Origin of the sequence: Gimesia sp. (genome assembly GCF_040219335.1) — a bacterium.
Taxonomy (GTDB): Bacteria; Planctomycetota; Planctomycetia; order Planctomycetales; family Planctomycetaceae; genus Gimesia.
Map to the genome: position 1 here is coordinate 80,319 of NZ_JAVJSQ010000014.1, position 13,644 is coordinate 93,962.

At 53.5% G+C, this 13,644-nt stretch carries 10 protein-coding genes; 9 read left to right on the top strand and 1 reads right to left on the bottom strand.

Going from position 1 to position 13,644, the window contains the following annotated elements; translation table 11 throughout:
• The first annotated feature begins 615 nt into the window (after positions 1-615).
• The 9 genes from RID21_RS11875 (at position 616) to RID21_RS11915 (ending at position 12,375) form a co-directional block, all read left to right on the top strand.
• Positions 616-1,104, top strand: a complete 489-nt coding sequence (locus RID21_RS11875) for a 3-hydroxyacyl-ACP dehydratase FabZ family protein (RefSeq protein WP_350189143.1) — start codon at positions 616-618, stop codon at positions 1,102-1,104.
• 75 nt (positions 1,105-1,179) lie between these two features.
• On the top strand, positions 1,180-1,932 hold the full coding sequence (gene fabG, locus RID21_RS11880) for a 3-oxoacyl-[acyl-carrier-protein] reductase (protein ID WP_350189145.1): 753 nt from the start codon (positions 1,180-1,182) through the stop codon (positions 1,930-1,932).
• 192 nt (positions 1,933-2,124) lie between these two features.
• Positions 2,125-2,511 carry an acyl carrier protein gene (locus RID21_RS11885; RefSeq protein ID WP_145044789.1) on the top strand — a complete coding sequence of 129 codons (387 nt, stop codon included), beginning with the start codon at positions 2,125-2,127 and terminating at the stop codon, positions 2,509-2,511.
• A gap of 143 nt (positions 2,512-2,654) precedes the next feature.
• The gene (locus RID21_RS11890; RefSeq protein WP_350189147.1) at positions 2,655-3,143 is read left to right on the top strand and encodes a 3-hydroxyacyl-ACP dehydratase FabZ family protein; all 489 of its coding nucleotides are present in this window, start codon (positions 2,655-2,657) and stop codon (positions 3,141-3,143) included.
• Positions 3,144-3,318: 175 nt separating this feature from the next.
• Positions 3,319-4,602: a beta-ketoacyl-ACP synthase II gene (gene fabF / locus RID21_RS11895; protein ID WP_350189149.1), complete on the top strand. Its 1,284-nt coding sequence runs from the start codon at positions 3,319-3,321 to the stop codon at positions 4,600-4,602.
• A gap of 214 nt (positions 4,603-4,816) precedes the next feature.
• Entirely contained in the window at positions 4,817-5,848 is a 1,032-nt protein-coding gene (locus RID21_RS11900; RefSeq protein WP_350189151.1) for an alpha/beta hydrolase, read from the top strand.
• Between the two features lie 325 nt (positions 5,849-6,173).
• Positions 6,174-6,593, top strand: a complete 420-nt coding sequence (locus RID21_RS11905; protein ID WP_145044797.1) for a response regulator — start codon at positions 6,174-6,176, stop codon at positions 6,591-6,593.
• Positions 6,594-6,790: 197 nt separating this feature from the next.
• Positions 6,791-8,122: a metallophosphoesterase family protein gene (locus RID21_RS11910; protein WP_350189153.1), complete on the top strand. Its 1,332-nt coding sequence runs from the start codon at positions 6,791-6,793 to the stop codon at positions 8,120-8,122.
• Entirely contained in the window at positions 8,119-12,375 is a 4,257-nt protein-coding gene (locus RID21_RS11915) for a DUF4332 domain-containing protein (RefSeq protein WP_350189155.1), read from the top strand. Before RID21_RS11910 ends, RID21_RS11915 begins: the two co-directional genes overlap by 4 nt.
• Positions 12,376-12,391: 16 nt before the next feature.
• On the opposite strand, the gene RID21_RS11920 is transcribed toward RID21_RS11915, so the two are convergent.
• Positions 12,392-13,594, bottom strand: coding sequence for a CinA family nicotinamide mononucleotide deamidase-related protein (locus tag RID21_RS11920; protein WP_350189157.1), 1,203 nt, complete (start codon positions 13,592-13,594; stop codon positions 12,392-12,394).
• Positions 13,595-13,644 lie beyond the last annotated feature (50 nt).

The window sequence follows — 13,644 nt, forward strand, 5'->3', positions numbered from 1 at the left end:
ACGGTAAAATCTCCTCAATCGCCTGTTTTCTCAAATTAACTTCCGGCTGACTTTCTGTGACTATACTCATTTTTGTAAACCCGTTACAGGATGAAAGATCTGTTCTTATTAACAGGTCCGGATATTCGCATATCGAACCTGATTCTTTCTAAACCTAGGTCACAAAATGGGTCACGTCAAAGCTGAATTGACAATCATTCACCTCTTACAGACGCCTGCCGACCAAACAATATTCTCCCGCATTACATCAAGATCCATTTAAATTGGCTTCTGCCTGGTCGACTGGTTTCCCGAACCCAGCCTAACCTACGTATCCTGTTCCATGAATTACACTTACGCCCATTTCTAATGAAACGTGGAATTTTCAGGGGATTTCGGGTTTGTCTGGTGAGCAACAAGCTTGAGAAACCAGTATCAGGCAATTATACTGCCACGTTTCCAATGACTCTGAAGAAACGAATGAAGTTTTCCGGACGGATCATCGATAGGGGATTCTATATTTCAATCCGATTGATCATGACCGCAGGATGAGTGCCCTGAAGATCTCAGGAACGCCTCTGCTCTCCGGTTATCCCGAGAACACCTTTCCCTGACAGGTAGCGAGATAATACAGACATGCGATTTTCGCTCGTCGATCAAATTAAAGAACTCGAGAAAGGCAAGTCGATCACGGCTGTCAAAAACCTTTCTCTCGCCGAAGAGTATTTGCAGGACCACTTTCCCGGCTTCGCTGTCATGCCGGGGGTACTCATGGTCGAATCCATCGTACAGGCGGGTGCCTGGCTGATGCGATATACCAATGACTTTCAATACAGCACTGTCCTGTTGAAACAGACCAAGGCCATTCGCTTCAACAGTTTCGTTACCCCCGGCAAACAGCTGCGGGTTTCGCTCAGCATTCAGAAGTGGGAAGACAACCTCTGCACACTGAAAGCTTCGAGCGAAGTCGAAGGGGAAGCGGCTGTCAGCGGACGAATCGTTCTGGAGCAGTTTAATCTGGCTGATAAGAACCCGTCGATGGCCGACAAGGATGCAGACCGGATCAAGGATCTGAAGACTCAGTTTGCCCAGCTTTGGAATCCGGCTAAACAGGTTACCTCCTGAAAGCAGAGAGATCCGGAATACGACTTCTGTCAAAGCACTAACAAATCTTGTTAACTATTTAGATTGGATTGAGGAATGAAACTGGAAGGAAGAGTAGCGTTGGTAACCGGCGGCAGCCGCGGTATTGGAAAAGCCGTCGTGCAGGCCCTGGCCCGGGAAGGGGCTAAAGTTGCCTTTGTGTACCGTTCCAGTGCGGAAGCTGCAGAGCAGATCGTCAAAGAACTGGCTGACGAAAACTGTGAAGCCATTGCCATTCAGGCTGATGTCGCCAACAAAAGCGAGACCGATGCCGTTGTGGAACAGGTCCTCGAAAAATGGGAAAAGATTGACATCCTGGTCAACAACGCCGGTATCATCCGCGACGGTCTGCTGGCCACCATGTCTGCTGAAGACTGGCAGGCTGTCATCGACACCAACCTGACCAGCGTCTACAACTTCTCCCAGGCAGTGACACGTCCGATGATGTCAAAACGTTATGGTCGCATCATCAACATGTCCAGCGTCGCTGCTCACTTCGGTAACGCAGGACAGTCCAACTATGCCGCCAGTAAAGGGGGAATCATCGGATTCACCCGCTGCCTGGCCACCGAAGTTGCCAAGCGGGGTATCACCGTTAATGCGGTCGCTCCCGGGTTTATTGAAACAGACATGACCGTTGACGTGCGTAATGCCGCCGGCGATCAGATTAAGAAACACATTCCCGCCCGCCGTCTGGGTCTTCCCGAAGACATCGCTAATGCTGTGCTGTTCTTTGCCAGTGAAGACTCATCCTACGTCACCGGTCAGACTATGGCCGTGGACGGTGGTCTGACTCTGGGTGGAATTTAATAAGCGTAAAATTCGAAGCAGCTCGTGGCTGTGACGAATCGAGATATTTTGTTTTGTCGACCATTCCGGAATTGGGTCAATTCCGATCGTCGACACGGAAATTGTCAAAACTATTCCTCTCGCCGAATAGTTTTACACAGGCTGGGTCGGCGGGAATAATCGACCTGCGGGTCGAAATCAAGGAGTAATTAGATGCCAACTAGAGATGAAATCTTCGATTCCGTTCGTGAAACCCTCGTGGATGCCCTCGGACTGGATGACGACGAAGTAGTGCCCGAAGCGACCCTGATGGGAGACCTCGGTGCAGAATCCATTGACTTCCTGGACATCGCGTTCCGTCTGGAAAAAGCATTCGACATCAAGATTCCCCGTGGGGAACTCTTCCCGGAAAACATTGCTTCTTCCGATTCCGGTTTCGTGAAAGATGGCGAATTCACCGAAGCAGGGATTGCAGAACTGCGTGAAAAAATGCCACACGCAGACATCGATTCTTTTGCCGACGATCCCAAAGTCGAAAAGATGCAGGATCTGTTCACCGTCGAGATGCTGGTTAACTTCCTGGATGCCCGTCTGAAGTAAGCCAGAGTTATCTCTGATTAGAAAAACTGTCGAATGCAGCACAGCTCACTCCGGGTGGGCTGTGCCGCTTCGTCTGATCGAATCGCATTCAGAGCTGTTCGGTCTGCTTTAGCTTTAAGTCACCTGCAATAAGGTTCGCTGAAATGCGCTGGTTCTGGATTGACCGCTTTATTGAATTCGAGAGCGGCTCTTACGCCAAGAGTGTCAAAAACGTGACACTGGCCGAAGAGCATCTGCACGACCATTACCCCGGTTTTCCGGTGATGCCCGGATCCCTGATGATCGAAGGCATGGCCCAGACGGGGGGAATTCTGCTGGGCGAGATCAATGATTTCGAACACATCGTGATTCTGGCCAAAGTGCCCCAGATGACGTTCCACAGCTGGGCCTGCCCGGGAGATCAGCTCATCTATACCGCAAAAATCACCAATGCCGGTGAGGAAGGGGGCGCTGTCGATGTCACCGCCATGGTGGGAGACCGCCTGGTTGCCGAGGGAAGCATCATCTTTGTCCACCTTGACCAGAGTGATTCCGAATTTGGCAAGATCGACCAGAAAAACTTCGTCTTTTCCATGAATCTGCTGGGAATTCTGGACGTGGGTCAGGCTGGAACAGGTGAAGAACAGGCTTAGAGCGGCTATTTTTGAAACCTTGGTATGGAAGCCTTGATTCCAAATGGGCTACAATAATAATTCATTGATCGAAGCATCAAACTAATTACGGGCTGCAAATCATACTCGCTGGGTCAAACAACACTCTGATTTGCCTGCTGTTACCAATTTCAATTTAAAACAAGAATTCAAAGCTATGAACCGCCGCGTTGTGATCACAGGTATTGGGGCCATCACTCCTTTAGGGAAAACCGTGGAAGATACCTGGAAAGCTCTCCAGGAGTCCAAGTGCGGAATCTCCAACATCACTCACTTTGACGCTTCCAATTTTCCCACCCGCTTCGCAGCCGAAGTCCACGACTTCCACCTCGAAGATTATGTCGATAACCTCGACCGCTTTGAATACTCAGGACGCAACATCCGCTACGCCATCGGCGCTGCCACCCAGGCCGTGAAAGATTCGGGCATCCTGGACGAAGACTTCGATCCTTCCACTTTCGGTGTTTACCTCGGTGCCGGGGAAGGTCAGCAGGACTTTTACCAGTTCATGAAACTGATCGCCCAGGCCCAGAATGACGGACACGTCGACCTGGAAAAGTTCACCAAAGCCGGTCTGGAACAGCTGAATCCGCTGTTCGAACTGGAACAGGAACCCAACATGCCCGCCGGTCACCTGGCGAGCCTGTTCAATGCCCAGGGCCCTAACCTCAACTGTCTAACCGCGTGTGCCGCTTCCAGCCAGGCGATTGGCGAAGCCTCGGAACTGATCCGTCGTGGCGATGTCGATATCATGCTCTCGGGTGGTGCCCACAGCATGATTCACCCCTTCGGCGTCACCGGGTTCAGCCTGTTGACGGCTCTTTCAACGCACAATGAAGATCCGGCCAAGGCATCGCGTCCCTTCGACCGCAACCGCGATGGTTTCGTATTGGGAGAAGGTGCCGGGATGATGATCCTGGAAGACCTCGAACGGGCTCAGAAACGGGGTGCCAAGATTTATGGCGAACTGGTTGGCTATGGTTCCAGTGCCGATGCTTACCGCGTGACCGACATTCATCCTGAAGGTCGCGGGGCGATCAAATGTATCAAGATGGCAATGAGCCACGCCCAGCTCAATCCCGAAGACATTCACTACATCAATGCTCACGGAACGAGTACTGCGGTCAACGATAAAGTGGAAACCCGGGCTATCAAAGGCGCGCTGGGCGATACTGCTTACAAAGTCCCTGTTTCCAGCATCAAAAGTATGATGGGCCACCTGATCGCCGCAGCAGGCAGCGTGGAAGCGATCACCTGCCTGATGTCGATTCGTGATAACGTCGTGCCCCCCACGATCAACTACGAAACCCCCGATCCGGATTGCGACCTGGATTACATTCCCAACGAAGCCCGCCAGCAGAACGTCACGTCAGCACTCTCCAACAGCTTTGGATTCGGTGGTCAGAACATCTCTCTGATCTTCTCTGAATTCAATGGCTAGGCCGCTGCTGATCTGTACGGGTTATTTCACAATATCCCGCAAACCATCCAGATTGACAGAGACGCTCAGACAAAAACTGATTACACTGTAAGCAGCCCCAGGATCTCCCTCAAAGAGAGACCTGTGGGTGGTACGTCATCAAGATTCCAACAACGTATGATCATCGTCGCTGCTGCAGGCTTAGGCAGCGACTTCGCTTCCCAGGGAGACGGTAGTGAATTGGTTGTTCTGGTGCCTGTTGATGCTGATCGGCATCGAGTTAATCATCCAATATTGTATTATCCGGGCTGCTTATCCCGTCCTCTATGCGCCCCTGCCAGATCGTTTTCAGTTGGCCGGTACGCTCAGTTGCCTGCCGGACAAAGACTCCGGGATTCAAATTGAGTCAGTCTCCTTTCCTTCCGTCGACGGCCTGACACTGCGAGGTCTGCTGGCGCTTCCGGCGCAATCCCCACCGCGGGGAGTCATTTTGTTCTGCCACCCGTTCCGACTGTCGGGACAGATTGGACTCTACCAGTGTCGCGGCTTACTGGATGCTGGTTTCGCGGTGTTTACGTTTGACTTTCGCAATCATGGCGAGAGCGACCAGGACCCGAATTACAAGTCCGTGCACTGGCTGTCGGAACACGAACTCAATGATACCCGCGCAGCCATCAGATATCTCCGCCAGCATGCGGAACTCAAAGAGCTTCCTCTCGGCTTACTGGGGATGTGTCGCGGCGCAGCAGCGGCCCTCGCGGTTGCGACCAGAAAACCCGAAATCCAGTACATCGCCTGCGAAGGCGCGTTTATCAACGAATCCCTGTTCCTCGATCATGCGATTCGCTGGGGCGAACGTTTTCTGCCACGCCTGTTCATTCAGCTGGTTCCAACGTGGGAGGTGACCCGGGCATTTCGCATTATGGTCTGGTTCACTCAACGGCGTCAGGGGTGTCGCTTCTTTAATCTCAAACCCCTGCTCCGCAATCTGAAGAATAGAAAACTGCTGTTCTTCGTCGGAGAGAAAGATCAGAGTGTCGTGCCTTGCATGTCAGATCAGATCATCGGCCGCATCCATCACTCTGAGACCACGCTATGCTCACTCCCAGGGGCGGTGCACAACGCCGGCCGTTTCGCTCAACAGGAACTTTACGATCAACGGCTCGTTGAGTTCTTCACACAGATGGTCGAGACGCAAGAGAAAACCACCTCTGACGCTGCTGATCCTACAGTGAAATCGGAATCTGCGCTCGTTTCACACCAGTGAACCGGGGCAATTCGGCAACCAAAACGGCGGCAGATCAACAGCAGTGCGAGCCTTATTCTTTATGCATCTCTGCCTATTTGACAGAGATTAAGCGTGTCCTCCCTGGAAAATTAACAGTTGAAAACGCTGTCATCAAAATGCAATAATCATATAACCACCGCTTGTGTAAGAACTTAACACCACTAGTCTGAATACAACTGACATTGGTATCTCATTTGCTTATGTTTTCGCTGTCGAATCACTATTTGCCCCATCCCGATTTTGAGATAGGGTTAGCATAAATCTCCCCCGACAATGGGGCTCTGTCTTTCCGGTGAGCTGTGTTATGGTCAAAGCCAGATCGCAAACTCCTTATCAATTACTGATTGCTGATGACGACTCCGGTTTCCGTGAAGTCCTCAGAGAGGTATTGGCCCCTTACTTCCAACTGTTTGAGGCGGAATCGGGAGAACAGGCGATTGAGCTTGTGGAACAGACACACGTCGACATTGTTCTACTCGACATGCATATGGACATTCTGACAGGTTTGGAAGCCGTCCGAATTTTGAAACAGATCAATGCACTGCTCCCCTGCATTCTGATTACCGCCGATGCAACAGACGAATTGCGTCAGGATGCCAGCGCCGCGAATGCCTACGAAGTACTGTCTAAACCTGTCAAGCGACAGGAGTTAGTCACGACCGTTTCACATGCTCTCGTCGACACCTACCAGGATCCCAACGTCCCTTTCTGGCTGGGTAACTGAGCCAACAGCTTTTTGAACATCCTGGTGATCCTGGCAATCTGCACAACGGATTTTTGCAGACTCGACTTTTCTTAAACTGCACAGTGAAGTACACTTCGGCCCGAAATTATTTTCTGGAATGCTGACCTGTCTTCGGCGCTCCTCCGGGCCACGGAGTTTTTGAGCCAGACAGGTTATGCGGCGGAAAGGAGTCTGCCATGTCATATGTACCAACCCGCTTTATTCATGCTGCGAACCTGCGCCTCGATCATCAGCCGCAGGGAGTCGCTACCATTTCGGAAGCAGCGCAGCATCTGCTCGAAGACTGCACGCTGAACTCTTTTGCCAATCTGGTTCAGTGTTGCCTCGACCAGAGTGTCGACTTCCTGCTGCTGACGGGAAATACGTTCGTCGAATCAGATCACAGCATCCGTGCCCGTATCGCACTCATCGATGGCTTTCAAAAGCTGGCCGCACACAATATTCCGGTACTGGTCATTCCCGGTGAATCAGATCCCCTCAGTGCCTGGGACCTGCAATATCACTGGCCCGAGAATGTCACCTTCTTCTCCCCCGGCGATCACGAACGGTTCGACATTCTCCGCGAAACGGAAACGGTGGCAACTCTGCAGCTCTTCGGATCTGCGCCGGCGAAAACCTACCAGACACTGAAACTGAAACAGCGGAATCAACTGTTTAACAAACAGAACCAGCGTCCCCTGTCAATCGGCTGCATGACGCCCGCTTCCTCCACCACCGTTGAGGAATCCGCGACCTTCGAACTCGATTCTTTCTCGCTGGCCGTCCCGGATGCTTTCCAGAGCGACGATGACAGCAGCGAAGTGGCCGTGGATTACCTTTCGCTCTCCAAGGGGACCAGTCACCATACGTTTGAAATGCAGCCTGGTGTCGCTCATCATCCGGGAACGGCCCAGGGATTGAACTTTGGTGAGTACCAGAAAAATGGCGTCACGCTGGCCATTGTCAGTCCCGAAGCGCCGCTGGAACTCAGACGAATCAAAATCGCCCCGGTACGCTGGCTCCCCGTTGAGCTGGAACTGGAGCCACACACGTCAACAGCACAACTGCGACAGCAGATGAAATCCGCACTGTTATCGCGGAAACCAGGCAAACACGAACGACTCTGGATGGTCTGCTGGAAACTGTCCGGCAGTGAATCCCTGCTCGATGCACTGGAAGACATCACACAACAGGCGGAGCTAATTTCTGCACTGCAGCAGGAACTCAAACAGCAACAACTCCCCCAACTGGAGCACACATTCCAGCTGGAATTCATCCCCATTCAACAGCACCGGGAATCGGGCACCGAACTGACCGATTCCTATCTGCGACAGGTGGAATCCTTTCGCACGCGCTTTGATGCCCCCCTTGAGCGACTGATCTCCCGCGCCGGTCATCTCGACCCGCAGTGGCAGCAGCGGTTAACGTCCATCGCTGCAGAACTCGATGCAGCGCAGATCTTCAACACAGCCATCCGCAACGGACAGTCCTGGCTCAACATCTCGACGGATGAGGAACATCACTCATGAAAATCACTCGCATTCACGTCGACCGGTTTGGAAACTGGCATGATCTGGATCTGGCCTCCCTGCAGGCGGGAATCAATGTCTTTTACGGTCCCAATGAAACGGGCAAGTCGACCCTGATGCGCATGATCCGGGGCATCCTTTACGGATTTCGTCCCGAGGAAAATCGCGAACAGGCACGCGTACCGGATTCAATCCCCTGGTCTGCACTGCTGGACATCAAACATCAGGGACAGCGGTACGAGATCCGTCGCCAGTCCAGAGCCGGCGGTCGCGGACAGTTCTCCTTCCAGGCAGAAGCACGTGGTATTTCCAGCCAGGAACTACTGAGCTCACTCCACGCGGGAGTCAAAGAGAGCGTTTACGAGAATGTATTCGCCATTGGTCTGAACGAACTGCAGGAGCTCGGTACGTTGCACGGCGAGCAGGTTGCCCGCCACATCTATGGTCTTTCCCTCGGCCCCGAAGGTCAGGCGATTCTCGATGTATCACAGCAGATCTCAGCCAACAGACAGACCTGCCTGAGCCACAATCTTAAATCGGGCTCACTGGTCGACCTGTATCGTAAGTTGGATGATGTCAACAGCAAGCTCACCAGCTTAAAGCAACAGTCGCAGCGATTCTTTCAGCTGTCTAACGAACTCCAGCAGCTCCGCGAAGAATCCGACAGTCTGAAGAAACGAAAGTCAGGCCTGCAGTACCAGATCCGCGGACATCGTTTCCTGGAACGGGTCTTCAAGCCCTGGCAGGAAGTTCAGACCCTGCAGCACAAACTGAAACAATTGCCCGTTGTCCATGACTTCCCCGTCGATGGCATCGCTCAACTTGATGAATATGATCGTAAAATTAAACAAACCGAATCCCGGTTAATCGAAGTCAAAGCCGAAATCAAACGGCTTCGCAAGGAAATCGAACAATACGAATCGGACAATGAGCTGCTGGAACATGCAGCCCAGATCCAGAGCCTGGCAGACCAGAAAGACTGGATCGCTTCCCTGGAGCAGGATTTCCAGGAAGGTCAGACCGAAGTCCGCAGGCTGGAACAGATTCTCGAACAGTATCGTCCTCAGAACCTGTCGGTCGATGCCCTGGCACACATTCAAACCACGCCGGACAATAATCAGCGACTGATTCAGGCAGCCCGTGAATACCGGATGGCGTCACACAAACGCAAACAGGCTCACTTGCGTTATAAGAAGGCCTCCCGCCGCTACCAGAAAAAACTGGCTGAGTTGCAGGATAAATCGGGACGCCTGCTCAATGGACAGTCCATCGAACAGGAACTGAAACGAGCCCGCGAACGCATGCAGCACCTTGAGCGACTCAGCCAGCTGCGGTTCCGTGAATCTGAATTTTCGATTCGCCAGGAAGCCGTCCGCGAACAACTGGATCGTCTGCAGACCCACTCCCGCATTCCGGGTTGGGCCAAAAAAACACTCTTCGGTTTTGCCATCGCCGGCACGCTGCTATTACTGGCAGGGATCTGGCGTGGCGTCACCGATGCCTCCCTGGTCGGTCTTATCTACTGTCTGACCGGCCTGTTTCTGGGGGGACTTACCTGGGCGATCAAGAAACATTTCGAAATCGATGTCAACGACCAGGCGGATGAGCTGCAGGATGAAAACTGGGCTCTCGACGTTCACCTCCGAGAAACGCGTCAGGAAATCGACCGCCTGCTGGAAGACGAGTACTTCTCTCTCAAGCTGGTCAAAGAAGGCCATTCGCTGAGCAACCCTCGTCATCGCGAACAGGTACCCGCGCTAAGCTTCAATGACGAGAATGTCCTGCGAACTGAGCTGCTGCACGACCTGGCATTCAAAATCTCAGAGCTGGAACAGCTGCAGGCTTCGCAGGAACAGGTTCAGAAAACCCGACAGCGACTGGTGCGACTTCGCAACCGGTCGCAGGAAATCCAGCGCGAGTTCAGCAGCAAGCGTCATGAATGGTGCGAATGTCTGAAACAGCTGGGCCTCACCGAAACACTGAAAATTGAAGACGCCTTCCGCATGTGGCACCAGGTTTCCAATGCCAGCCTGTATGCCACCCAGCGCGAACAGGAACTGAGACGAATTAAGCCACTGGGTGACATCGTCAACATGTTCTACCGCCGCGTACGGGAACTCGGTCTGAAACTGAACCGGAATCAGCAACAACTCGATCGCCCGTTTGAAGTGGTCGGGGAATGGGAACGCGAACTTGAACTGCTCTCGGGACAGCGGAAAGAGCGGGCTCGACTGCGGAAAGAAGAAAAGCGTCTGCGTCAGGAAGCAGATACCCTGCAGCTCTCCCTCGAAGAGTTGAAGCATCAGCGTTCGTCTCTGCTGATTCAGGGCGGTGCCGCTAATCGCGAGGAATTCCTGCAGCGGGCGAACTCAATTGATGAGCGTCTGCAACTGGAGGAACTGCTCGCTGATGCCCAGGCGGAACTCGAGAAAATCAGTCGCAGCGAACAGGAAATGGCTATCGTCGAAGAGGATCTGCTCAACTTCGATCTGCAGCAGAATACCGACCACCTGGACATGCTCAACCTGGAACTGGAAGACATCGAACGTGATCTGGTCAGCGTCGCCGAGAACATGGGGCGACTTAAACAAGACTACCAGAATGCGAAAACGGATCGTTCTTCCGCACAACTGCGCTTCCAGCGGGAACAGATTCAGGAACAGATCCGGCAGGCAGGGTCTCTCTGGTTCTCGACCGAACTCTCCGCCGTTGGCATCAATCAGCTGCGTTCTGAATTTGAACGAACCAGTCAGCCCGAAACGCTGGCGATCGCCTCAGACTACCTGCGTCAGCTGACCAACGACAAATACACCAACATCTGGACTCCGCTCGGCGAGCAGTTCCCCAAGATTGACGACGATCAGGGGCACACACTGACGGTCGATGAACTCAGTAGCGGCACCCGTGAGCAGTTGTTTCTGGCAATCCGCCTGGCGATGGTAGAACGCTTCCGGAACCAGGGAGTACAGCTCCCCATGATCCTGGATGATGTCCTCGTGAATTTCGATCAGGAACGGACCCGGGCTGCGATCAAAACGTTGAATGCCGTTGCGGCCAAGGGACAGCAGATCCTGCTCTTCACCTGTCACCTGCACCTGACGCAGCTCTTCGGAGAACAGGATATCACCGCCGTTCGCCTGCCGGCTTCCGATGTGGCGCGCAGTCACACCCCCGAAGTGATCCCGACAACCGTAATTGAAGAAGTTGTTGATGAGGAGATCGAAGAGGACGAATATTCGGAGCTCACAGAGGAGCCGACCTATGAAGAACCAGCCACGCTCGAAGTACTCTCTTACGAGCTCGACTGGTCAGATCCGCTGGACTGCCTTTCCGGGTTGAGTGACTCACAGATGCAGTCGCTGACGGAAGCGGATATCTGGACGATCCGCGATCTGCTTACCTTCTCTGCCGACGAGATCGCTGACGGGGTCGACGACGACAGTCTGACCGCTGGTCTGATCTTCGAATGGCAGAGCCAGGCTCGACTGGCTGCCTGTATCCGCGGTCTGGCACCCACTCACGCCTTGCTGCTTGTCTCCTGTGGCATCACCGAACCCAACGAAATTGCGGAGATGTCGTTTGCGGAACTCTGGTCGCTGGTGGAAGCCTGCCAGGATTCAACAGACATTCCACAGCAGTCTGTCATTACAGAAATCCGTGTGGAACAATGGATCCTCGGCGCACAACAGGCGCGTACGTTTACGCCAGAAGCCTCTGAGCCCCTCTCACAAACAGAGCAGGAACCGCATCAGGAAAAACGGGAATATCGGCACGATGGTTCACACCCCACCCCCGATTCACAGGGACCGAACATTCCCCCCTTTTACCTGAATCGTTCGATGCCCGTTGAAGATGCGCCTTCCATCGGACCGAAGACAGCCGAACGCCTGGAAGCGGCAGGCGTCTTTACCGTGAATGATCTGCTGGAATGTAATCCCGAGTTCGTTGCGAACAAACTCAACGTGCAGCACATCAGAAAGCAGACCATCCGCAAATGGAAGAAACAGACGAAGCTGGTCTGCTGTATTCCCGGAATCCGCGGACACGACGCCCAGATTCTTGAAGGGTGCGGCCTGACCGAACCCGAAATAATCGCCCGGGCGATTCCTCAGGATCTGCTCGGGAAGGTCAATTCGTTCCTCAAAACCAAAAAGGGGCAACGCATCCTCAGAGACGCCAAACATCCCGATCTGGAAGAAGTCTCTGACTGGATTCACTGGTCACAGAAAGCCCGCAAGCTGCAGACCGCCTGATGGCATACCTTGTGAATTAACGTTCAATCTTCAACAGCTTGCGCCGCAACAGATCCAAAGCCGCTTTGGAAATGCGGCTCTTGGCGATAGCACGATTGACAGTTAAACCGATTTCCTCCACCCAGGCTCCGTCGTCGCTCGCGAGAGCCACGAAGGCCTGCGGAGCATTTTCACGATCCTGCCAGGACTGATTCAGATCCAGCAGAATGGCGAGACCAAAATCGCTGGCCTGCGTTTCCCGCGTGGATTTCGCCAGGGCCAGTGCGCCGTCTGCAGAAAACGCATCTACACTCGCCAGCACGGTCCCCCCTTTGAAACAGTCCGCCGCACCCGCAACCTCGGTCAATCGATAAGACAGCAGTCCTCCGGTGCCACATTCGCTGGCCGCCACACTGAGCTTGCTCTCGTTCAACAGGGTCACCACCACGTGTTCGAGCTCTTCATCTTCGTAACCGAAAATGTAGTCTCCCAGTCGTTCGCGAATCTGTTCATAGGTGGCTGATATCTTCTGCTCGCAATCATCGTTGGACTCACCCCTCGCTTTGATTCGCAGCGTGATGGTCGCTTCATGGGCTGTGATGCCAACCTCCGGATCGCGGCCCCGACTGGTGATATCCCCCAGCAGTTCTTCGGTCTTTGACTCCCCCACTCCGAAGCAGTTGATGCGGGCAAAGCGAATGATCCGCGTTCCACGAACCAGCCGCGGAAGGATGGACTCAAAAAACATCGGCTTCATTTCGGAAGGTACGCCTGGCATCGCCGCAATATGACAGATCCCCTCTCCCCCATCGCGGGGAACCGTCATCCAGATTCCCGGTGCCGTCCCATGTTCATTTTTGATGGGCTCTGCCCCCTCGGGGAACATCGCCTGAATCCGGTTCCGCTCGGGCATTTCGCGATACCGTTTCCGAAACATGCTTTCGATGATCGCCAACGATTCTGCATCGAGCACGAGATCCGCGCCCGTCAGACCTGCCATCGCCTGCCGCGTCAGGTCGTCCAGTGTGGGGCCCAGCCCCCCCGTGATCAAAATCAGATCGGAGCGGGAAGCCGACAGTCGCAGCTGATCGATGATCTCATCGAGGTTGTCAGCAATCGTCGTATGAAAGTGCGTCGCAATCCCTACCGCCGCGAGCTCCGTACTCAACCACTGGCTGTTCGTATCCAGCTTTTCGCCGTTTGTCAGCTCACTGCCGATTGCAATAATCTCTGCTTGCATTCTTAATTTCCATCTCGGGTGGAACAGTCCGTCCCGCCTGCTGCTATTAT